Source organism: Microbacterium pygmaeum, from assembly GCF_900100885.1.
Lineage (GTDB): Bacteria > Actinomycetota > Actinomycetes > Actinomycetales > Microbacteriaceae > Microbacterium > Microbacterium pygmaeum.
The window spans coordinates 211,375-233,564 of the sequence record NZ_LT629692.1 but is presented as its reverse complement, the minus strand read 5'-3'; the positions used below and the strand labels follow the sequence as shown (position 1 = coordinate 233,564).

The following is a 22,190-nucleotide window of genomic DNA, read 5'->3' as shown; positions in this document are numbered from 1 at the left end:
GTCCCCCACACCGCTCCGACCCCGTTCCCCCTGCCGAGCGCTATCTGGTGTCGCCGAACACCTCGGTCTCCATCGCGTCGTACCCTTCGGCCTGCGGGTCGCCGTGGGTTCCGCCGGAGAGGGCGTACTCCTCTTCGGGCGAGAGCACGAGCCGGTGACGGAAGAACAGCGCGAAGCCGATGAGGATCACGACGTAGACGATGCCGATCGCGATGATCGCCGGCAGGAAGGTCGGGTTCAGCAGGAACCCGACGAAGATCAGCGCGGAGATCGCCGCTGCGATCACGGCTCCCGGGATGCCCCACGGGCTGCGGTACGGCCGCGATGCGTTCGGGAACTTCCGGCGCAGGATGATGAACGAGACCATCTGCAGCAGGTAGGCCAGCACCGCGCCCCACACCGCGATGTTCAGCACGATCGCACCGGCGACCGCCCCGGCGCCCTCGTTGACGGCGGCGAGCAGGTCCAGCACGACCAGTGCGACGAACCCGATGACCGCGCCGACCAGCAGCGCGACCCACGGAGTCTGGCGCTTGCCGGTGAGCGAGAGGAACCGCGGGTAGTACCCCGCGCGGGAGAGCGAGTACATGTTGCGGCCGTAGGCGAACATGATGCCCTGCAGGGATGCCAGCAGGCCGACGAGGGCGAGCAGAGCCAGGACCGCGGCGACCTCGTCGCCGACGATCGCGCGGAAGCCGTCCAGCAGCGGCTCGCCCGCCACGCCGGTCGCCTCCGCGCCGATGACGCCGGTGTTCAGGAACAGCACCAGCAGGCCGGTGACGATCAGCGTGCCGCGGGCCCAGAAGCCCGCCTTGGGGATGTCGCGGACGGGGTTGTGCGACTCCTCTGCCGCGAGCGGGAGCTCTTCGATGCCGAGGAAGAACCACATCGCGAACGGCAGGGCGAACAGGATCGGCAGCACGCCGTGCGGCAGGAACTCGGTCTGGCCGGGATCGGGGACGATGTCCCACAGGTTGCCCCACTGGAACGCGCCGGAGGCGACGGCCATCACCGAGAAGACCACGATGATGCCGATCGAGATGATCGAGACGACGATCGCGAACGTGAACGAGATCGACGCGCCCGACGCGTTCAGTAGCACGAAGGCCAGGTACAGCACGACGTACCAGACCCACATCATGTTCGCCCCGCTCGGCGACAGGTCGAATCCGAGCAGTTCGCTCGTGATCGCGTTGGCGTAGGAAGCGGAGAAGTAGACGATCACCGCGGTCGTCGCCACATACTCGATGGTCTCGGCGGCGCCGGTGATGAGGCCGCCCCACGGTCCCATCGCGGACCGTGCGAACGAATACGCGCCGCCGGTGTGCGGCATGGCTGCCGCCATCTCGCCGATCGAGAAGATCATGCCGTAGTACATCGCGACCAGGATCACGAAGGCGATCAGCATGCCACCGAACCCGGCGAAGTCGATGCCGAAGTTCCAGCCGGAGAAGTCGCCCGAGATGACGGCGGCGACGGCGAGGCCCCACAGCCCCCAGACGCCGGCGGAGCGCTTCAGGGTGCGCTTCTCGAAGTAGCCGTCTCCGGCTCGTGTATAGGTCGCTCCCGCGACCTTCGCGGACTCACTTCTCGAGGTGCTGTTGCTCGCTTGAGACATCGATCCTCCGTGCGCTCGGGTGCGGCGCGGGGGCTGCGCCTTGCGCATGATTGTGCTGGCTAAAGGTGGGCTGTGTCTACCTTTGGAGCGAACATTCTCGTTACAGTGGACCGGAGCGCGGGCCGACCGACCCGCGCTCTCGACGCGCTCTGCGCAATGCGAAAGAAGGTGCCGGATGCCGGGAAACCTCAGCGTCTCGGAACTCGAGGTGGCCATCGCGGCCGGCGAGATCGACACCGTCGTGGTGGCGTTCGCCGATGCGCAGGGTCGCCTCGTCGGCAAGCGCGTCTCGGCGCGGCTGTTCCAGGAAGAGGTGCTGCCGCACGGCGCCGAAGCCTGCAACTACCTCCTCTCGGTCGACGTCGACATGAACACGGTCGACGGCTACACGATGTCCAGCTGGGAGAACGGGTACGGCGACATGATGCTCGTCTCGGACCCCTCGACCCTCCGTCGGATCCCGTGGCTTCCGGGCTCCGCCCTCGTGATCGCCGATCTCGCCTGGGAGAGCGGCGAGCGGGTCGCCCAGTCGCCGCGCGCGATCCTGCAGCACCAGCGCGACCGGCTGGCCGAGCGCGACCTGGTCGCCTATTCCGGGACCGAGCTGGAGTTCCTCGTCTTCGATGACACGTACCGGGATGCCTGGGCCAAGGGCTATCGCGACCTGACCCCGTCCACCGACTACAACGTCGATTACGACCTGCTGGCCTCGGGCCGGCTGGAGCCGCTGCTGCGCGACATCCGCCTCTCGATGGACGCAGCCGGCATGTACTGCGAGGGCGTGAAGGGCGAGTGCAACCTCGGCCAGCAGGAGATCGCGTTCCGCTACGCCGAGGTGCTCGAGACCGCCGACCAGCACACCATCTACAAGAGCGGCGCGAAGGCGATCGCCGAGAATCACGGCAAGTCGCTCAGCTTCATGGCGAAGTTCAACGAGCGCGAGGGCAACAGCTGCCACATCCATCTGTCGGTGCGCTCGAAGGACGGCGAGCCGGTGATGGCCGGTGACGGCGCCTACGGGTTCAGCCCCTTCATGGAGCACTGGATCGCCGGCATCCTCACCACGCTGCGCGAATTCACGCTGCTGTATGCGCCCACCATCAACTCGTACAAGCGGTACGCGAAGGGTTCCTTCGCCCCGACCGGCGTCGCCTGGGGCCTGGACAACCGCACGTGCGCGCTCCGGGTGATCGGCCGCGGCCAGTCGCTCCGGCCGGAGAACCGCGTGCCGGGTGGCGACGTGAACCCGTATCTGGCGACCGCGGCGATCATCGCCGGCGGCCTGTACGGCGTGGAGAACGAGCTGCCGATGCCCGAGCCGCTGGCCGGGAACGCGTACTCGTCCGACGTCGAGCACCTCCCGACGACGCTGCGCGAGGCCGCGCGACTCTTCGGCGAGTCGAGCATCGCCCGCGCCGCCTTCGGCGACGAGATGGTCGAGCACTATCTGAACCAGGCGCGGATCGAGGTCGAAGCCTACGACGCCGCCGTCACCGATTGGGAGCGCATCCGTGGTTTCGAACGACTCTGAGGCGTCGACAGGTCCCGTCCCCGAGCTCGTCGAAGGGTCGCACCGCCGGCATCCGGTCATCGGCCTCACGACCTACCTCGAACAGGCCAAGCAGGGTGTGTGGGACGTCCGCGCCGCGTTCCTCCCGCAGCAGTACTTCGACGCGGTGACGGCCTCCGGCGGCATCGCCGTGCTGCTGCCGCCGCAGCCGGCCTCGTCGGATGCCGCATCCGCGGTCCTCGACGGGCTCGACGGGTTGATCCTCACCGGCGGGCTCGACGTGCAGCCCGAGCTGTACGGGGCTCCGCGGCATCCGCTCACCGACCCAGCCCGCCCCGACCGCGACGCGTGGGAGCTCGCGCTGTTCCGCGGAGCGGAAGAGCGACGGATGCCCGTCCTGGCGATCTGCAGGGGTCTGCAGCTGGTGAACGTCGCCCGCGGCGGCACGCTGCATCAGCACCTTCCCGAGGTGCTCGGCACCGAGCGGTATCGCGTCGGCGGCGGTGTCTTCGCCGAGAACACCGTCGCGGTGCAGCCGGGGACGAGCCTTTCCGCGATGCTCGGCGACGGCGACTTCGGCGTGCACAGCTACCACCATCAGGGCGTGGACCAGCTCGGCGATGGCCTGGTCGCGACCGCGCGGACCGATGACGGACTCGTGCAGGCGTTCGAGTCGACCGGTGACGGGTATGTCGTCGGCGTCCAGTGGCACCCCGAAGAGAACTCCGCCGACCGGCGGCTGTTCGCCGGGCTGGTGGCCGAAGCCTCCATCTACGCCGGCGAGCGTTCGGGGGTGAACGCGTGACCTCGTTCACCGTCATCAACCCGGCGACCGGCGCGGCCATCCGCGAGGTCTCCCGCGCGTCGATCGACGAGGTCGACGACGCGATCGCACGGGCGGTGTCGGCGCAGCGGTCGTGGGCCGCGCTCGCCCCGGTCGCCCGGGCCGATGCGCTGCGCTCATTCGCGCGCGTCGTGGAAGCGCACGTCGAGGAGCTCGCACAGCTCGAGGTGCTCAATTCAGGGCATCCGATCGGCTCCGCCCGCTGGGAGGCCTCGCACGTCGCGCAGGTCCTGAACTTCTCCGCGGGCGCGCCCGAGCGGCTCTCGGGGCAGCAGATCCCGGTCGCCGGCGGACTCGACGTGACCTTCCACGAGCCGTACGGCGTCGTCGGGATCATCGTGCCGTGGAACTTCCCGATGACGATCGCATCGTGGGGCTTCGCGCCGGCGCTCGCCGCGGGCAATGCGGTGATCATCAAGCCCGCCGAGCTGACGCCGCTGACCGGCGTCCGGCTCGGGCAGCTGGCAATGGAGGCGGGACTGCCCGATGGGCTGTTCCAGGTCGTGACCGGGTCGGGATCCGTCGTCGGACAACGGTTCGTCTCGCATCCCGACGTCCGCAAAGTCGTCTTCACCGGGTCGACGGCGGTGGGGACGGATGTCGCGGCCGGCTGCGCCCGCGCGCTCAAGCCCGTCACCCTCGAACTCGGCGGCAAGAGCGCCAACGTGATCTTCGACGACGCCGACCTCGAGAAGGCGGCGGCCGCCGCGCCCGGCGCCGTGTTCGACAACGCCGGCCAGGACTGCTGCGCACGCAGCCGGATTCTCGTGCAGCGGTCGGTGTACGACCGGTTCCTCGAGCTGCTCGAGCCCGCCGTCGCCGCGTGGCGGGTGGGCGACCCGGCGAAGGAGGACACCGACATGGGCCCGCTCATCTCGGCCGCGCACCGCGATACGGTCGGGGGGTTCCTCGACGGGGCGAACGTGGCGTTCCGCGGCTCCGCGCCTGACGGGGACGGATTCTGGTTCGCGCCGACCGTCGTGCTCGCCGAGCCCGGCGACCGGATCGCGCAGGAGGAGGTCTTCGGACCCGTCGTCGCGGTGCTGCCGTTCGACGATGAGGCCGACGGCATCCGGCTCGCGAACGACACGATCTACGGCCTGGCCGGCTCGATCTGGACCGAGAACCTCGGTCGGGCAGTCCGCGTCGCGCGGGGCGTCAAGAGCGGCGTGCTGTCGGTCAACTCGCACTCGTCGGTGCGGTACTGGACGCCGTTCGGCGGGATGAAGGCCTCGGGCCTGGGTCGGGAGCTCGGCCCCGACGCCGCCGAGCATTTCACCGAGACGAAGAACGTCTTCTTCGCGACGGACGCGTCGTGACGCGGCATCCGCTCGCCCTTTCCCGCGAGAGTCGCGTCGTGACGCGGCACCCGCTCGACCTCTCCCGCGACGGACGCGTCGTGACGCGGCATCCGCTCGCCCTTCCCCGCGAGACTTCGCAAATGTCACGATCTCAAGCTCGAAAACGGACATCCGCGAAGTCTCGCGCGCTGGACACCCGCACACGCACCGGAGGAATGCCATGGACCTGACACAGCGACTGAAGGACCGGGTGGCGATCATCACCGGCGGCGCCTCGGGCATCGGACTGGCCACCGCTCGCCGCTTCGCGGCCGAGGGTGCGTTCGTCGTGATCGCCGACCTCGATCCGGTCACCGGTGAGACCGCGGCATCCGAGGTGGGCGGCGTCTTCCGCCGGCTCGATGTCGCCGACGAGGCACTCGTCAACGAGGTCTTCGACGGGGTCGCCGCCGAGTTCGGCCGACTGGACATCGCCTTCAACAACGCGGGCATCTCACCGGCCGACGACGACTCGATCGAGACGACCGAGCTTCCGGCCTGGGATCGCGTGCAGGACGTCAACCTCAAGAGCGTCTACCTCTGCTCGCGCGCGGCACTGCGGCACATGGTGCCGGCCGGCCGGGGGTCCATCATCAACACGGCGTCGTTCGTCGCCCTGCTCGGATCGGCGACGTCGCAGATCTCGTACACGGCCTCCAAGGGTGGGGTTCTGGCGATGACCCGCGAGCTCGGCGTCCAGTTCGGGCGCCAGGGGATCCGGGTCAACGCTCTCTGCCCTGGACCGGTCAACACGCCGCTCCTGCAGGAGCTGTTCGCCAAAGACCCCGAGCGCGCGCAGCGCCGGCTGGTGCACGTGCCGATGGGCCGGTTCGCCGAGCCCGACGAACTCGCCGCGGCCGTCGCCTTCCTCGCCTCCGACGACGCGTCGTTCGTCACCGCGACCGCCTTCGTCGTGGACGGCGGCATCACGAACGCCTACGTCACGCCGCTCTGAGACCCGATGCGTGTCATAACTCCTCCTCGCAGCGGCCCTTCAAGGCGGGATTCCCGGCGTGTCGGCCTCGGTGCGCACAGCTCAGGAGGAGTTATGACACGGCACACCGCAAGGACGGGGTTCCAGCCGCGCGCGGCCGCGCCGACTCCCCCCGCTGGCGCGGCGGGAGTCGGCGCGTGACCGAGGCGCCGCTGCACGAGGTCCGCCGGGCGGTCTACCGCCCGGTCCGCGAGGGCAACGCCCTCGAGGACACCGTCGCGCGTCTGGTCCAGACCGTCCGGCTCGGCGTCGTCGCGCCGGGGGAGTCACTGCCGGCCGAGCGCGATCTCGCCGCCCGGTACGCCGTGAGCCGCGACACGGTGCGCGAGGCGATCCGTGAGCTCGCCGACACCGGCTACCTCGTCCGGCGGCGTGGCAGGTACGGCGGCACGTTCGTCGCGGATCCGCTTCCGCAGCCCCCCGAACTCGGGATCGTTCCCGCCGAGGAACTGGAAGACGTCCTCGGTCTCCGGCGCGTCCTTGAAGCCGGCGCCGCTCGCGCGGCCGCCGGCCGAACCCTCGCCCCCGAGGTGCGCGACGACCTGTGGGCGCGACACGAGGCGGCCTCGGCGGCGAGCGAAGCCGAGTACCGCCGGCTCGACACACTGCTGCATCTGACGATCGCCGAGGTGGCCGGCATCCCCTCGCTCGTCGCCCTCGCGGCCGAGAACCGCGCCCGGGTGAACGCGTGGCTGGACACCTTCCCGCTCCTGCCGCGGAACATCGAGCACTCGAACGCGCAGCACGAGCGGATCGTGACGGCGATCCTGGCGGGACGAGCGGATGCTGCGGAGGGGGCGATCCTCGAACACCTCGCCGGCTCGGAGGCGCTCCTGCGCGGCTTCCTGGCCTGACGGGCTCGAGCGCCCGCGCGGCTTCCTGGCCTGACGGGCTCGAGCGCCCGGCCGTTTACGCTGGAGGGATGGCATCGGGCAAGAAGCGGGCGAAGCGCAAGGGCGGCAAGAACTCCGAGCCCCTGGAGTTCCGCAACACCGGGCTCACCGACGCCCTGCAGACCCAGGACATCGCCGCGGTCGCGTTCGCCCTGCGGCACGGCCCGACCGTCGTCCCGCTCGTCGCGCCGGGCGATCGCGACAACCCCCTCGATGTCGGCGAGGTCTGGACCTACCGCGACCCGCGCACCGGCGACGTCGCCCTCCTGCTCTTCAGCGACGCCGCGCACAAGCCCGAGACGCTGCCGCCCGCGGTCGCGCTCCAGTCGCCCACCGCCCTGCGCGCATTCCTCTCGGCGCACGCGGACGAGATCACGACGGTGTTCTTCGACATCGCGGGACCGCATCCGATGCAGTCCACGCCGGCCGACGTGATCGCCGCGCTGGACGCCTGAGAACCGTCGCACCCGAGACGCTAGAACTCCGGAACGTCCTCGCCGGGCCCCGGCCGGGCTCGCGTCTTGACGTCGGTCAGCGCGCCGCTGAGGGTCTGCGACCGGTCGTCGATCAGCTGGTGGTAGCCGAGCCGCGCGGCCTCGCTCCGTCGTTGCGGCGTCTGCGTCACCGGCCGGATCTCACCGGCCAGGCTGAGCTCTCCGATCGCGGCGAAACCCTTCGGCATGGAGAAGTTGCGCACCGATCCAGCGACGGCCAGCGCGATCGCCAGGTCGGCCGCCGGCTCGGTGAACCGCACGCCGCCGACGGTCGACACGTACACGTCGTGGTCGGACGTGACGACCTTGCAGCGCTTCTCGAGCACCGCGAGCACCATCGCCACGCGCGCCGAGTCGACCCCGTTCACGATCCGTCGCGGGTTCGGGGCCTTGGTCGCGATCGTGAGCGCCTGGACCTCGACGGGCATGGCCCGACGGCCCTCCAGCGCGATGGCCACACACGTCCCCGGCTCCTTGCTGCCGTGCCCGAGGAACAGCTGGCTGGGATCGGGCACCTCGGTGATGCCGGAGCCGGTCATGTCGAAGCATCCGACTTCGTCCGTCGGGCCGAAGCGGTTCTTGAGCGCGCGCACGAAGCGCAGCGAGGTCTGCCGGTCGCCTTCGAAGTGGCACACCACGTCGACGAGGTGCTCGAGGATGCGCGGGCCGGCGATCGAGCCGTCCTTCGTGACGTGACCCACGAGGATGACGGGGATGCCGCGGTCCTTCGCGATGCGGATGAGTGTGGATGCCACCTCCCGCACCTGACTCGGATGCCCGGCCATCCCCTCCGAGAGGGACGATGACACGGTCTGCACGGAGTCGACGATGACCAGCTCGGGCTTCACCTGGTCGATGTGCCCGAGGATCGTGGCGAGGTCTGTCTCGGCTGCCAGATACAGCTCGTCATGCAGCGCGCCGGTGCGCTCCGCGCGCAGCCGGACCTGCGCGGTCGACTCCTCGGCGCTGGCATACAGCACGCGGCGCCCGACCTTCGCACTGGATGCCGCGACCTCCAGCAGCAGGGTCGACTTGCCGACGCCGGGCTCGCCGGAGAGCAGGATCGCAGCGCCGGGGACGATGCCGCCGCCGAGCACCCGGTCGAACTCCCCGACGCCGGTGGTGCGGCGCGGTGCATCGGCCGTCGTCAGCTCGGTGATCGGCCGCGCGACCCGGTCGGAGGTCGGCTGCACCGGGGAGATCGCACGCAGGATGCCGGTCTGCTCGGCGGCCTCGACGACGGTGCCCCACTGCTGGCACGCGCCGCAGCGCCCCGCCCACTTCAGGGTCGTCCACCCGCATTCGGTGCACCGGAACGGCGCGGTCGTGCTCGGTCGTCGGGTGGCCATGCGTTCAGGCTAACCGCGACGTGCGACATCAGCCGTGCCGACATCCGGCTCTGCGAGTCCGCGCGCTGACGACGTCTCAGCGCAGCGAGTCGGCGACCTCGCGCAGTGCCGCGGCCGAGCGGTGCAGCAGTTCCAGCTCGTCACCCGAGAAGCTCGTCTCGCGGATCGGGACGGCACCTGCCGCGCTCACGATCGAGGGCACCGACAACGCGACGCCGTCGAGCCCGTGGAAGTCGCGCAACACCGTGCTCACCGGCATCACGGCGTGCTCGTCGCCCAGGATCGCCTCGACGATCCGTGCGCTGGAGAGCCCGATCGCGTAGTTGGTCGCGCCCTTGCCCTGAATCACCTTGTATGCAGCGTCGCGCACGTCGATCGCGATGGAATCCAGTTCGTCCTGCGACATCGGCGGGTGGCCCGGCGTCTCCCAGTCCAGGATCGGCACGGTGCCGATCGTCGCGCGCGACCACAGCGGGAACTCCGTGTCGCCGTGCTCGCCCACGATGTAGGCGTGCACGCTCGAGGTCGACACGCCCGCGCGCTCGCCGAGCTTCCAGCGCAGGCGGGAGGTGTCCAGCACGGTTCCGGAGGCGAAGATGCGCTCGGGCGGCAGCCCGGTCTCCTCCTGCGCGAGGACCGTCAGCACGTCGCAGGGGTTGGTGACGATGACGTAGACGGCGTCAGGGGCGACCTCGAGCAGCTGAGGCAGCATCGTCTTCAGGATGCCCGCGTTCACCCCGGCCAGCTCGATCCGGCTCTGCCCCGGATTCTGCTTCGCGCCTGCGGTGATGACGACGACGTGCGAGCCCTCCACCACGGAGATGTCGCTGCCGCCGATGATGTCGCTCGACCCGGTGAACTGCGTGCCGTGGGCGAGGTCGAGCACCTCGGCTTCGACCTTCGCGGTCGCGATGTCGTACAGCGCGACGTGGCGGGCAGATCCGCGGATCAGCGCCGCGTACGCGGCGCTCGAGCCGACGCTTCCCGCGCCGACGACGGTGAGTTTCGAGTTCTCGATGACAGCCATGGACTCAGTCTGTCAGCCACGCCGATCAGGATGCCGGGGCCGCCGGCGCCTCGGATGTCGCGGCGTCGTCGGGCTGCGGCATCCGGTTGCGAATCCCGAGGAAGGAGACCACACCACCCAGCGCGAGCAGCCCCGCGGTGAAGATCGCCGCACGGTGGAAGCCGGCCAGGTCCAGCGCGCCGCCGAGGATCGCCGCGAGCATCGCGATGACCAGGAGTCCGGCGACACGGGAGACCGCGTTGTTGACCGCGGAGGCGATGCCCGACCGGCTCGTGTCGACCGCGCCGAGGATCGCGGTGGTCAGGGGTGACACGGTCGTCGCCAGGCCGAGTCCGAAGACGATCATGCTCGGCAGGACCTGCAGCCAGTAGTTGAAGTCGTCCTGCACGCTCAGCAGCAGCAGCGCCCCGATTCCCATCACGATCGGCCCGATCGTCATGAACAGCCGCGGACCCCATTTGCCCGCGAGCGCGCCCATCCGCGAGCTCAGCAGCACCATCAGGATCGTCACCGGAATGCTCGCCAGGCCGGCCAGCGTCGCCGGCAGCCCGGCGCCCTGCTGCAGATACACCGCGACGACGAAGCCGTTGAGCGACAGCGCGGCGTAGATGAAGAAGGTGGCGACATTGCCGGTCCAGAAGTTGCGGATCTTGAAGAGGCCCAGCGGCAGGACGGGGTCGTGGACGGTGCGCTGACGGATGATGAACCCCACGAACAGGAGGATGCCGGCGACGAGCGGAATCCAGATGGCGGGCGAGAACCACCCGAAGTTGGGCTGCTCGATCAGCGCGTAGACGGCCGCGCCGAGCCCGAACGTGCACATCGCGCCGCCCAGCCAGTCGATGTGGACGTGTGGCTTGCGGTCGTCGTGGGCGGTGAGGCGTGTCAGCAGCCAGAGGGTGATGGCGATCGGGATCACGTTGATCACGAAGACGTAGCGCCACGACAGGAAGTCGACGAAGAGTCCGCCCAGGACCGGTCCGACCAGCATCGCGGTCGTCGTCAGCGCGGTCCACATGCCGATCGCCTTGCCCTGGCGCGGTCCGCGGATCGTCGAGGTGATCAGTGCGAGCGAACTCGGTACGAGGAACGCGCCCGCGGCGCCTTGCAGCGCGCGACCGATGATGAGGATCAGCGGGGTCGGGGCGAGGGCGATCGCGAGCGATGCGATGCCGAAGCCGATGAGGCCGATGCGCATCACCAGGATGCGCCCGTAGGCGTCGCTGACCGAGCCGGCCAGCAGGATCAGGGCACTGAGGGTGATCAGGTACGCGTCGACCACCCACTGCTGGGTGACCAGGCCGCCGCCGAGCTCCTCGCTGATGGCGGGGAGGGCGACGTTGACGACCGTCCCGTCGAGGAAGGCCACGAAGGAGGCGAGCGCGGCGATCGCCACGACCAGGCGCTGCTGGGGCTCGAGGGTGAGGCTCACTCCGCCAACCTAGTCCTGTGCCGGGCGGCCCGGGCGGGGTCGCGGCGGTCGTAGCCTGAGGGAATGATCGGATGTCGCATCCGATCATTCTCATGGAGGGCATCCGCATGGACTTCGGACTGCACGTCGCCGACTTCACCTGGCGCACCGGACCCACCCAGCTCGGGCCGGCCCTCGCCGCGCACGTCCGCAATGCGGAGGCCGCCGGCATCCAGCGCATCACGGTGATGGACCATTTCTGGCAGCTGCCGGGCATCGGTCCGGAGAGCCACGAGATGCTCGAGGCGTACGCGACGCTCGGGTTCATCGCGGCGCACACTGAGAAGGCATTGCTGCACACGCTCGTGACCGGGGTCATCTACCGTGAGCCGGCGCTGCTCGCGAAGCAGGTCACGACGTTGAACGTCCTCTCCGGCGGCCGTGTCGGGCTCGGCATCGGCGCGGCGTGGAACGAGCAGGAGTCGGCCGGTCTCGGGTTTGTGTTCCCGCCGGTGGCCGAGCGGTTCCGCCAGCTCGAGGAGACGATCCAGATCTGCCTGCAGATGTGGTCGGAGTCCGAGGAGCCGTATGACGGCGCGATCTGGCAGCTCGGGCGCACGCTGAATGCGCCGCAGAGTCTGACGCAGCCGCATCCGTATCTGATGATCGGCGGCAGCGGAGAGAAGAAGACGCTGCGCATGGTCGCCCAGTACGCGGATGCCTGCAACATCGGCTTCTCGCCCGAGTCGGCGCGTAAGCTCGAGGTGCTGCGCGGCCACTGCGCGGACGTCGGCCGTGACTACGACGACATCGAGAAGACCGCCATGATCGGCGTGAATCCCGAGTCGACCGTCGACTCGGTCGCGGCGACCGTCCGCGAGATCGCCGACACGGGCTTCACCGCGACCTACGTCTTCTCGGTCGGCATCGATGAGCCTGAGCGGGTCGTGGACCTGATCGCAGGAGCCGCCGCGCAGGCCCAGTGAGCGCCGCATCGGCGGGCTGAACGCCATGGCGCCCGCTGCGACCGGCGAGTAAAATCCGGTGCTGCGGCGGCCGGTCCTCCGCCGCGCGGTGGGGACGATGGCTCAGTCCGAAACGACGCTGCCGGTGATCCTGGTGGCGGACGAGGTGCAGGCGGCGCCTGCCGGATCGGTCGCGGACGCGCTGCATCGGCGGTACGGCCGCGACTACGACATCGTGCCCGCGGGTTCCGATGTCCGCGATGCGATCGATCGCCTCGCGACCGACGCGCGGACCCTCGCGCTGTTCCTCGCGGCCGACCCGTCGCCGGACGCCGACGGCGAAACGGTGTTCGGTCGTGCGCGGCGGATCTTCCCGGATGCGCGGCGCGGATTGCTGCTCGGCTGGGGAACGTGGGCGGATGCCGCGACCGCCGAGCGCGTGCTCGAGCTGATGTCGCGGTTGCAGATCGACTATTACGTCGTGCGGCCGGGCGGGGCAGCCGACGAGGACTTCCACGCGACGGTCACGGAGTTCCTGCGGGAGTGGCGCGCGGTGGCGGGTGGTCGCCGCGGCGCGATGGTGATCGGCGAGGAGCACGCGCCGCGGACGCATCTCCTCCGGGCAATGCTCACGCACCAGGGAGTGGCGGTGACCGTCGCGGATCCCGCGTCGGCCCTCGCGGTCGGCGTGCTATCGGAAAGCGGGACCGCCTATCGCGGCGTGCCTCTGGTTCGCACCGTGGACGGCCGGATGCTCGTCGACCCCGACGATGCGGAGGTCGCCCGTTCCCAGGGCCTGAGCACCGAGCTGCCGAGCGACACCGTCGACGTCGCGATCGTCGGAGCCGGCCCGGCGGGTCTCGCGGCCGCGGTCTACGCCGCGTCCGAGGGGCTGTCGACACTCGTGCTGGAGGGTTCGGCGCTCGGCGGCCAGGCCGTGTCGAGCTCGCTGATCCGCAACTACCTGGGGTTCCCTCGTGGTGTCAGCGGTGACGATCTGGCCAGTCGCGCGTATCAGCAGGCGTGGGTGTTCGGTGCGGGCTTCGCCCACTCGCGCACCGTCACCGGGCTCGAGATCGGTGACGACTTCGGGCTTGCGGTTGCGCCCGGCGATCTCGTCCGCGCTCGCGCGGTCGTGCTCGCGAGCGGTGTCTCGTATCGCCGATTGCGGGCACCCGGGCTGCGACGTTTCGTCGGGGCATCCGTCTTCTACGGCGCTTCCTCCGTCGAGGCCAAGGCTCAGCAGGGCAGGTCGGTGTGCGTCGTCGGCGGCGGCAATTCGGCCGGGCAGGCCGCGCTGCATCTGGCCAGGTACGCGGCATCGGTCTCGCTCCTCGTGCGGGGAGCGTCCCTGGCGGCGAGCATGTCGGCGTACCTCATCGAGCAGCTGGAGGCGCTCGGGGTGCAGATCGTGCCGGAGACGCGGGTGGTGGATGCCTCGGCCGACGCGCGGGACGAGCGGCTCGCCAGCATCGAGGTCGAGAACACCGCCACTGGTGAGCGGAGATCGTTGGCGTGCGAGGCCCTGTTCATCACGATCGGCGCACGGCCGCACACCGAATGGCTGCCGCCCGAGGTACTGCGCGATCAGTGGGGGTACGTGTTCACGGGGACCTCCGAGGCGGACGAGGACGCACCGGAACCGTGGGCCGGGCGTGCGGTGCCGGGTGCACTGGAGTCCTCCGTACCCGGGCTGTTCGCAGTGGGCGACACGCGTCGCAGTTCGGTCAAGAGGGTCGCCTCGGCGGTCGGGGAGGGATCGGTCGTGATCTCGGCGGTGCACCGATATCTCGGCGGTTGAAGCTCGTGACGGATGCCGGTGTGCGCAGCGCGGGCGAGTTCGCGCGCCCGCGCGGCGTGTCGTAAGCTATTCGACGGTGACGTGTCCGAGCGGCCGAAGGTGCAACTCTCGAAAAGTTGTGTAGGGTAACCCCCTACCGTGGGTTCAAATCCCACCGTCACCGCCAGTGTCCTGAGTCGCGTCATCGTTTACGAACGGTGCGCGGCTCAGGACTTTTTGTTGGGTTCGGTGGGTTGGCGGTGACGTTTGCCTGGTGAGTCGCGTCATCGTTGACGGGGCGGTTCACGGTTTCCGGGGTTGGTAGTCGCGGTTGGGGTCGATGGTGTGTTCGGCGATGATTTCGCCGGTGTTCGCGTTGCTGGTGACGACGTCGCGGTCGTGGATGAGGAGGAGCACGGGGGTGCCGGCGTGGGCTTTGCCGATGCCGAGGTGGCGGAGTTTCCCGGCGTAGCGGAGGGTGACTTTCCCGTCGCGGTCGACTTTGTCGGTGCGGGAGCGCCATTCGGATCGGGCCGGCCCGGTCGGGGTCGCTTTCGGCAGGGCCGTGTAGGCCTGCTCGGGGGTGCGTCGGCCGATCGAACGGTGCGGGCGCTGCGTGTTGTACCAGGTCTGGAACTGGGTCAGCAGGAGTTGCAGGTCGGCGATGGTTGCCGGGTGGGGGCGGGCGGTGAGCCAGCGTTTCAGGGTCTGGTGGAAGCGTTCGATCTTCCCCTGGGTTTGAGGGTGCCCGGGGCGGCCGTTCTTCTGGGTGATGCCGTGGACGGCGAGGAGTTTCTCGAACCCGCCGCGGGCGCCTTTGTGGCGGGCCAGGCGGGTGGTGAACACGAGTCCGTTGTCCGTGAGTGTGGACAGGGGTGGCCCGTATTGGCTGATCAGGTCGGTCATCGCGGTGACAACCATGGGACCGGTGAACGCGGGCGCGGCTCGGATGTCGAGTAGGAGCCGGGAGTGGTCGTCGAGGAAGTCGAGGATCTCGACCCGGGTGCCGTCGGTGAGGTACCAGTGGGTGATGTCGGCTTGCCAGCACTCGTTGGGCAGGTCCGCTTCGAACCGGATGTAGGAGCTGCGGGGGCGTTTGGATGGTGCGGGGATGACGAGCCCCTCGGCGTGGAGGATGCGACGGATCGTCGACGTCGATGGGGCTGGGCGTCCTTCCTGCTCGAGATGCCACGCGATCGTCGCCGGTCCCGCGTCGGCACCGTTCGCGGTCAGCTGGACGCGCAGAGCGATGACCCGTTCGCGGATCGCGGCCGGTGTCGCGCCGGGTCGCGTGCGTGGGGCCCGGGAACGCGGGGCGACCCCGTCGGGGCCGTCGGTGTCGTAACGGGTGACGAGTGCATGGACCCATTGGCGGGTGACGCCGAACCGAGCGGCGGCTTCAGCATGACTGAGGCCCTGCTCGCGAACGGCGCGGACGATGACGAGGTTCTTCGGCTTCACCACCGCATCGTCGGCGCTGCGACGCTGTCAACGATGACGCGACTCACCCGTCAACGATCACCACGAACGTCCCGTCGCCTATGACGCGACTCACCCGTCACCAATCACGACCACCACCAAGCGATCAGGTGTCAACGATGTCGTGAACCCAGACACCACCGTCACCGCCAGCTCAGAAGCCCCGAGATCCCTTGTAAACACTGGGATCGCGGGGCTTCTCTCACGCTCGCCCAGGCCGAGGTGGCGCTTCACTCGCCGCGACGCGTGCGCATCTGCGCCAGAGGGAGCGAGAGCCGCGGGTTTCCCACAAGCTGCTCCTCGTGCCGGTCGAGGAACGCCCAGTAGGCCTCGGTGTATGCCGAGTCTTTCGCCTCCTGCGCTGAGTTCCACCAGGAGCCCATCTTCTGCAGGTAGGCGCCGCCCGAGATGTATGGCTTGGTGCCGACGAGGCCGCCGTCGGCGTATTGGCCCATCCCCATGACGTTCGGGACCATGACCCAGTCGTATGCGTCGACGAAGAGCGAGAGGAACCAGCGATTCACCTCGCCTGGCGCGTAGCCCTGCAGCAGCATCCAATTGCTCAGCACCATCAGCCGCTCGATGTGGTGGGCGTATCCCCATCGGTGCACCCGGTCAAGGACGGTCCGCACCGGTCGCGGTACCTCCGCTGGGACGCCGTCGTTGGTGTACCACCATCCCTCGAGTCGTCTGCTCAGCCCCAACGCGTTGACGTGCTCGAGTTCGGGATGCGCTCGATACATGCCGCGCATGTACTCCCGCCACCCGATCACCTGCCGGATGAACCCCTCCACCGAGGCGAGCGGTGCCTCACCGTGTCGGCTGACGCTGTCGATGACCTCGTCCACGGTGAGCAGGCCGATGTTGAGAAGAGGCGAGATGACGGAGTGGAACAGGACGTGCTCATCCGCCGCCATCGCATCCTCGTAGCGGCCGAACTCGAGCAGACGCTCCTGGACGAAGTGATCCAGCCATGCACGCGCTGATTCCGGTGCCACCGGAAGCCAGAAGTCCGCAGCCCGACCGGGATGGTCGGAGAACCGTCGCTCTACCTCGGCCATCACCTCCCTGGTGATCTGGTCGGGCGCTTCGTGCGGCGCTGCCGGGATGTCGAGGCCGACCTTCGGCAGCGGATGCCGATTGTCCTCATCGAAGTTCCATCGTCTGCCTGCGGGCTTGCCTTTCTCCATCAGGATGCCGGTCCGGCGGCGCTGCCATCGATAGAAGTCCTCCATTCGTGCGCCCGAGTGCTCGAGAAACCAGCGGTCACTCTCGGCTTCGCTCGTGAGGAACAGGTTGTCGGGATAGGTCTTGGAGCGGAGCCCGAGCTGATCGCAGAGCCGGTGCAGCCGTTCGTCGACACCCCGATCGGTCGCACTCATCCACGCCAGGCCGTCGGGATGGTGCTTTTCGACAAGGCGGCCGACGCCGGCTGCGAACGAAAGGTCGTCGTCGAGGCGCACGTGCCGAACGGTTCTGCCTTCCGCCCGCCAGCGCTCCACGCTGTGTCGCGTGGCGGCGAGCAGAAGCACGATCTTGTGCTGGTGGTATGGCAGGCGTCGGAACCGCCCTGGCGATTCCACGATGAAGATCTCGTCGATGTCGGGATCCTCGAGGGCTGGGTGTTCAGCGAACTGTTGCGTAGCCAGGACGAGCGCTGCGTTCACGCCGGGCCCCTCGCGCGGCGAGCCGCCGCTCGACACTTCACGGAGCAGTAGTGCACTGCCTCCCACTGTCCGCGGGACGCCCAGCGCTTGCGGTCCGCGAACGGACGCCCGCAGTGCAGGCATTCCTTGGTCTGAGCAGGCGATCGGGGCACTGTCCTACCCAATCCGCCCCGGGGTCGATGAGGAAGGTGTTGACAGGGGCCGGGCCGCCGGGCAATGCGCATCGGCTCCGCAGGCGGGCTCGGAGACTCTCTCAGTCGGGGAAGCCGATGCCGGAGAGGATGAGGGGGAGTTCGTTCTCCCGCTGCCCCCGGTCCAGGACGAATTCGCTGCCGTCCTCGTTGCCGTTTCCCTGCATGGTGAAGGAGCTGATCTCGAAGGGCAGGTTGGTCGCGGTCAGCGGCGCGGTCCCGTCCATGAGGTGGAAGTGGAGGTGGGACTCGGTGGTGTTGCCGCTGTTCCCGGTGCGGGCGATCTCGTCTCCGAGGCGGACGTGGTCGCCGACCTGCACGGTCACCGAGCCGGGCTTGAGGTGCGCGTAGAACGCGTAGACGCCGTCGGCGATCTTCAGCACGATGTGGTTGCCGCCGTACTCGCTCAGCGGAAGGCCCTCCTGGAGGACGTGCGGCTCGGCGTCGGGGAGGTCATCGACGACGACCGCGACCTCTCCTTCGGCGACGGCGAGAACCGGCTGGTCGTACGTGTAGTAGTTCGCGTTGACGGTGGGGTCGCCGGCGAACGTCGATTGTTCGCCGTTTTCGACGAGAGGCCGGCTGAGGTCGAATCGGGACCAGTCGATCGCATACCGCTCCGCGGCGTTGATCCGTCCCCCGATCGGGATCATCGTCCCGCGGTGCGGGGACAGGCTGCAGCATGCGTTGACTGCGACCCAGTCCGCACCGGTCAATGGTGGCCCGACCACGACCGGGTCTCCTGCGCCGATCCGGGTCGTCGCATGGGCGGTCGCTTCGGTCGGGAAGAGGGTGGCGTAGTTCGCCTGCCCGGAACGCACCTCACCGAACGTCGCGGTGAGCTCATGATCGATCTGGCCGGGAACCGCGTCGCGAGACTCGAAAGTCGTATCCATCAGGACCACGGCGGTCGTTCCCGCCGGGATCTCAGACATCGCTTCGGGAGGGAACGGATAGTCGCCGATCGGCAGGGTGCGCGCGATGACGTCGGCGCTGGTCATCATGGAGATCTCGTCGCCGCCGGCGGAGGAGGTGATGCTGCTGATCGCTGCTGGTCGTGGTGACGAGTTCAAGATCTGCAACTCGTACACCAGGTGGTAGAGCCCATCCGTCCCCCGCACCGGCACGGGATCGCCCGCGACGCTCGAGACGATCAGAGGTGAGAACTCGTCGACAGCCTCCTCTTCCGGCATCTGCAGAGGACTCGGGGCCGACGCGCTCGACGTCGGGTCGTCGCTCAGGTCACTTGCGGTGCAGGAGGAGATGAGCGCGGCAGCCGTGACGGCGGAACACGCGAGCAGCAGACGAAGCCGGCGGGTGATCATGACAGGCAACCTGCCATAGGGTCGGCGCTCCCCTCAAGAGGCGCAAGCGATGTGACCGGCGGCACGGAGTCGAGAGGCGTCACCCCGTGCCTTTGAACGACGATGCGCTCGGATGCTCCCGCGGGGGGCGTTACCCCTTCATCCCGGAGAACGCGAGGCCTTGGACCACTCTCTTCTGCAACACGAGGAACAGGATCAGGACCGGCAGGGTAGCGAGCAGACTCGCCGCCATCAGCACGGAGTAATCGGTGGAGAACTGGCCCTGGAGTGTCGCCAGCCCTACGGACAATGGCATGTCTTTTGCTCGCGTGGCCACCACGAGTGGCCACAGCAGGTCGTTCCACGACCACAGGACAGTGATGATGATCAGCGCGCTGAGACTGGGGCCCACGAGCGGAAGCATCACGCGAAAGAACGTCTGCAAAGGATTCGCCCCGTCCAGCCTGGCGGCCTCCTCCAGCTCATAGGGCAGGCCGACGAAGGCCTGGCGCATGAGGAAGATGCCGAAGGCGCTGAAGAAGCCGGGCAGGGCGACGCCGAACGCGGTGTTCAGCAGACCGAGGTCTTGGATGATCAGGTACTGAGGGATGAGGTAGATCTGCGGCGGGACCATCAGCAACGACAGGACGATCGCGAACACGATGTTCTTGCCCCGGAACGGCATACGTGCGAACGCGTACCCGGCAAGAGTGCAGAGGATGAGCTGGCCCAGTGTGCGCAGGCCCGTGATGAGGATCGACACCCACAGCTGGTTGAAGAACGGAATCTTCTCGAACACCTCTGCGAAGTTGCCGAACTGGAGCTCTCCCGGCCAGAAGGTGGGCGGAACGCTCATCACCTGAGAGTTCGTCGACAGGGACATCAGGACCTGCCAGACGAACGGGAAGACCATGATCAGCCCACCTACCACGAGGAACACGTGGGTGAAAACCGTGCCGGCCCGCGGGGATCGCGACGCGCGAGGCGGGCGCGGCGCAGGGGGCGCGACCACGCCGGTCGGGATGCCGGGCACGCCCGGTGCGCTCGGTGAGAGGATGGTCGACTCAGTCAATGGTCGCCCACCGCTTCTGCAGACGGAATTGCACCGCAGTGACGGCGCCGATGACGACCAGGATCAAGACTGCTATCGCCGCGCCATAGCCTTTGTCGTTCGCCACGAAGGCCTCCGAGTAGAAGAAGTAGATCAAGGTCTGCGTCTGCGCCATCGCAGGATTCGCAGTTCCCATCAGGGCGAAGAGCAGATCGAAGACCTGGAACGCATTGATGGTGGTGATGACCACGACGAAGAAGAGGGTCGGGGCGAGCAGCGGCACCGTCACGGAGAAGAAGATGCGGATGCCACCGGCGCCGTCCAGCTGAGCGGCCTCGTACAGCTCCTGGGGGATAGCAGAGAGGCCAGAGCTGATGATGATCATGTTGAAGCCGATCGAGGTCCACAGCCCCACGATGCCCAGGGCGACCAGTGCGAGCCCCGGGGTCGAGGTCCAGTAGGGCCCGTCGACGCCGACCGTCGCAAGCGCGGCGTTGATGATCCCGAAGTCGCCATTGAACATCAGCCGCCATACGAGGGCGACCGCGACCGGCATCGCCACGTACGGCATGAAGAACAGCACACGGTATAGCTGTGCGAACCGCAGGCCCGGCCGGTTGATGAGGCTGGCGGCGACGACGGCGATCGGGACGCCGAGCAGGACGATGAGCGTATAGCCGACGGTGTTCAGAATCGACGTGACGACGGTGGGGTCACTGAACAGCTTCTCGTAGTTCGCGGTCCCGACCCAGGTCGAGCCTCCGAAGACCCCCCACTCGGTGAAGCTGAAGTAGGCGGTCTGCAGGAGGGGCCAGACGTAGAAGACCGTCAACCCCAGCACAGCCGGCGCCGCGAACACCCAGCCCCACAGCAGCCCGTCGCGGCGGCCTCGGGCAGGACTGCCGCCGCGGCCGCGGCCGGGTGGGCGAGAAACGCCCCCCGGCCGCGACTTCAGCTTCGGTGAGCTCACTCTTCCGCCAGGAGTTCGTTCATCCGCTCGGCCAGTTCCTTGGCGACCTCTTCAGTGGGTCGTTCGCCCGAGAAGGCCTGCGGCAGCAGTTCGTATTCGAGCTCGCGCCACGCTGTCGTGTTGTACGACTCGGGGTCGGGCACCGCGTACTCGGTCGCGTCGAGGAACATCTGCAGTCCGAACGTCGGCTCGGAGTCCACCCAGGCCTGCTGCGTGCCGTTGAAAGCCGGAATCGCCGCGCGCATGTCGGCCGAGATCAGAGCGGCATCCTCTGAGCCGAGGTACGCCTGGAAGGCAGCGGCGGCTGCCTTGTTCTTGCCGTCTGCTGCGATGACGTTGGCCACACCGTGGATCACGGTTGCTGCCTTTTCCTCGACGGGCATAGGCGCGGTCTTCACATCGGCGGCAACGGGTGATGCCGCGATTTCGCTCGCCAGCCAGCTGCCGGCCCAGTAGAACGCCGCCTTGCCGGACGTGAACCACTGGTTCGGGAGGGTGTCTGAGAGCTGCTGGACGGACGGGGACGCCCCGGAGGCGATGAGATCCGTCCAGTACTGCAACCCGGCAATCGTCTTCGGATCGTCATAGCCGGACTTCTTCATGTCGTCCGAGATGACGTACCCGCCGGCCTGGAAGATGGTGTCGTAGTAGCTCTGCTGGCCGGTCAGCTCGGCGACCACGCCGTAGGTGCCCTCGGCCGCGAGGGTGTCGCTGACAGTCTGTGCGGCGACGGCGAAGTCGTCCCATGTCCAGTCGGCGGTGGGCTCGGCCACGCCTGCCTTCGCGAGCAGAGCGGTGTTGTACCAGACGCCGATCGTGTCGAAGTCTTTCGGAACGCCCCACTGAGTTCCGTCCAACGTGTACAGCTCGTTAAGGGCTTCGGGGTAGTTCGACGGGTCCACCTCGCCGCTCTCGACGAGCGCGTCGATCGGCTCGAGGAGCCCGCTCGGTGCGTAGACCTTGGCGTTCGGGCCGTTCATCCAGAAGACGTCTGGCAGCTCCTTGGCCGAGCCCTGCGTCTGCAGCTTCGTCCAGTATTGGCTGAAAGGAGTCACCTCGACGGAAATGCTGACATCGGGATGCTGCTCGGTGAATGCGGCGGCCATCGCCTCCATCGCCGGCTGCTGTCGCTCATCCCAGATCGCGTACGTGAGTTCGCCGCTGAGCTCGCCGTCGGCGGAGTCGTCCGTGCCTGGTGCGGCTCCGGCGCATCCGGTCAGGGCGACGAGCATCGCGGAGCCGAGTGCGGCCGCAGCGAATTTACCTCTCATGACTGTGTCTCCTTGTGTTCAGGTGATTCGGG

General features: G+C 68.4%; 19 protein-coding genes and 1 tRNA gene. 9 read left to right on the top strand and 11 right to left on the bottom strand.

The features are described 5' to 3' along the window. Positions 1-40 precede the first annotated feature (40 nt). Positions 41-1,618, bottom strand: coding sequence for an amino acid permease (locus tag BLT19_RS01060; protein ID WP_091485118.1), 1,578 nt, complete (start codon positions 1,616-1,618; stop codon positions 41-43). Positions 1,619-1,793: 175 nt separating this feature from the next. On the opposite strand from BLT19_RS01060, the gene BLT19_RS01055 reads away from it, so the two are divergent. The 6 genes from BLT19_RS01055 to BLT19_RS01030 all read left to right on the top strand — a co-directional run bounded on the left by BLT19_RS01055 (position 1,794) and on the right by BLT19_RS01030 (position 7,654). After that, positions 1,794-3,149 (top strand): glutamine synthetase family protein, encoded by a 1,356-nt coding sequence (locus BLT19_RS01055; protein ID WP_091485115.1) that lies wholly within the window; start codon positions 1,794-1,796, stop codon positions 3,147-3,149. 58 nt (positions 3,150-3,207) lie between these two features. Further along, on the top strand, positions 3,208-3,933 hold the full coding sequence (locus BLT19_RS01050; RefSeq protein ID WP_172825664.1) for a gamma-glutamyl-gamma-aminobutyrate hydrolase family protein: 726 nt from the start codon (positions 3,208-3,210) through the stop codon (positions 3,931-3,933). Then, the gene (locus BLT19_RS01045; protein ID WP_091485110.1) at positions 3,930-5,291 is read left to right on the top strand and encodes an aldehyde dehydrogenase family protein; all 1,362 of its coding nucleotides are present in this window, start codon (positions 3,930-3,932) and stop codon (positions 5,289-5,291) included. Before BLT19_RS01050 ends, BLT19_RS01045 begins: the two co-directional genes overlap by 4 nt. 202 nt (positions 5,292-5,493) lie before the next feature. After that, the gene (locus BLT19_RS01040; RefSeq protein ID WP_091485108.1) at positions 5,494-6,267 is read left to right on the top strand and encodes a 3-oxoacyl-ACP reductase; all 774 of its coding nucleotides are present in this window, start codon (positions 5,494-5,496) and stop codon (positions 6,265-6,267) included. A 176-nt stretch (positions 6,268-6,443) separates the two neighbouring features. Then, entirely contained in the window at positions 6,444-7,160 is a 717-nt protein-coding gene (locus BLT19_RS01035; RefSeq protein ID WP_091485106.1) for a FadR/GntR family transcriptional regulator, read from the top strand. 68 nt (positions 7,161-7,228) lie between these two features. After that, complete coding sequence (locus tag BLT19_RS01030) at positions 7,229-7,654, top strand: dehydrogenase (protein ID WP_091485104.1); 426 nt, start codon at positions 7,229-7,231, stop codon at positions 7,652-7,654. Positions 7,655-7,674: 20 nt separating this feature from the next. Here the strand turns inward: BLT19_RS01030 and radA are convergent, their stop codons facing one another. The 3 genes from radA to BLT19_RS01015 all read right to left on the bottom strand — a co-directional run bounded on the left by radA (position 7,675) and on the right by BLT19_RS01015 (position 11,501). After that, positions 7,675-9,042: a DNA repair protein RadA gene (gene radA / locus BLT19_RS01025; RefSeq protein WP_091485101.1), complete on the bottom strand. Its 1,368-nt coding sequence runs from the start codon at positions 9,040-9,042 to the stop codon at positions 7,675-7,677. 76 nt (positions 9,043-9,118) lie between these two features. After that, positions 9,119-10,069, bottom strand: a complete 951-nt coding sequence (locus tag BLT19_RS01020; protein WP_091485098.1) for an L-lactate dehydrogenase — start codon at positions 10,067-10,069, stop codon at positions 9,119-9,121. A gap of 25 nt (positions 10,070-10,094) precedes the next feature. Beyond that, complete coding sequence (locus tag BLT19_RS01015; RefSeq protein WP_091485096.1) at positions 10,095-11,501, bottom strand: MFS transporter; 1,407 nt, start codon at positions 11,499-11,501, stop codon at positions 10,095-10,097. Positions 11,502-11,572: 71 nt separating this feature from the next. On the opposite strand from BLT19_RS01015, the gene BLT19_RS01010 reads away from it, so the two are divergent. The 3 genes from BLT19_RS01010 to BLT19_RS01000 all read left to right on the top strand — a co-directional run bounded on the left by BLT19_RS01010 (position 11,573) and on the right by BLT19_RS01000 (position 14,412). After that, positions 11,573-12,466 carry an LLM class F420-dependent oxidoreductase gene (locus tag BLT19_RS01010; protein WP_231917728.1) on the top strand — a complete coding sequence of 298 codons (894 nt, stop codon included), beginning with the start codon at positions 11,573-11,575 and terminating at the stop codon, positions 12,464-12,466. Between the two features lie 97 nt (positions 12,467-12,563). Further along, positions 12,564-14,246 (top strand): FAD-dependent oxidoreductase, encoded by a 1,683-nt coding sequence (locus BLT19_RS01005; RefSeq protein ID WP_157681724.1) that lies wholly within the window; start codon positions 12,564-12,566, stop codon positions 14,244-14,246. Between the two features lie 75 nt (positions 14,247-14,321). Then, positions 14,322-14,412: transfer RNA gene (locus tag BLT19_RS01000), tRNA-Ser, on the top strand. A gap of 116 nt (positions 14,413-14,528) precedes the next feature. On the opposite strand, the gene BLT19_RS00995 is transcribed toward BLT19_RS01000, so the two are convergent. The 7 genes from BLT19_RS00995 to BLT19_RS00965 all read right to left on the bottom strand — a co-directional run bounded on the left by BLT19_RS00995 (position 14,529) and on the right by BLT19_RS00965 (position 22,158). Next, the gene (locus tag BLT19_RS00995) at positions 14,529-15,686 is read right to left on the bottom strand and encodes an IS481 family transposase (protein ID WP_091493040.1); all 1,158 of its coding nucleotides are present in this window, start codon (positions 15,684-15,686) and stop codon (positions 14,529-14,531) included. A gap of 248 nt (positions 15,687-15,934) precedes the next feature. Beyond that, positions 15,935-17,371, bottom strand: coding sequence for a cryptochrome/photolyase family protein (locus tag BLT19_RS00990; protein ID WP_157681722.1), 1,437 nt, complete (start codon positions 17,369-17,371; stop codon positions 15,935-15,937). Beyond that, positions 17,368-17,595: a DUF2256 domain-containing protein gene (locus BLT19_RS18215; protein WP_091493037.1), complete on the bottom strand. Its 228-nt coding sequence runs from the start codon at positions 17,593-17,595 to the stop codon at positions 17,368-17,370. Before BLT19_RS18215 ends, BLT19_RS00990 begins: the two co-directional genes overlap by 4 nt. 29 nt (positions 17,596-17,624) lie before the next feature. Continuing rightward, entirely contained in the window at positions 17,625-18,887 is a 1,263-nt protein-coding gene (locus tag BLT19_RS00980; RefSeq protein WP_091485087.1) for a M23 family metallopeptidase, read from the bottom strand. Between the two features lie 130 nt (positions 18,888-19,017). Further along, the gene (locus BLT19_RS00975; protein ID WP_231917727.1) at positions 19,018-19,938 is read right to left on the bottom strand and encodes a carbohydrate ABC transporter permease; all 921 of its coding nucleotides are present in this window, start codon (positions 19,936-19,938) and stop codon (positions 19,018-19,020) included. Continuing rightward, on the bottom strand, positions 19,931-20,887 hold the full coding sequence (locus BLT19_RS00970; RefSeq protein WP_231917726.1) for a carbohydrate ABC transporter permease: 957 nt from the start codon (positions 20,885-20,887) through the stop codon (positions 19,931-19,933). The genes BLT19_RS00975 and BLT19_RS00970 overlap by 8 nt, the downstream gene beginning before the upstream one ends. Further along, positions 20,884-22,158 (bottom strand): ABC transporter substrate-binding protein, encoded by a 1,275-nt coding sequence (locus BLT19_RS00965; protein WP_091485085.1) that lies wholly within the window; start codon positions 22,156-22,158, stop codon positions 20,884-20,886. Before BLT19_RS00965 ends, BLT19_RS00970 begins: the two co-directional genes overlap by 4 nt. Positions 22,159-22,190 lie beyond the last annotated feature (32 nt).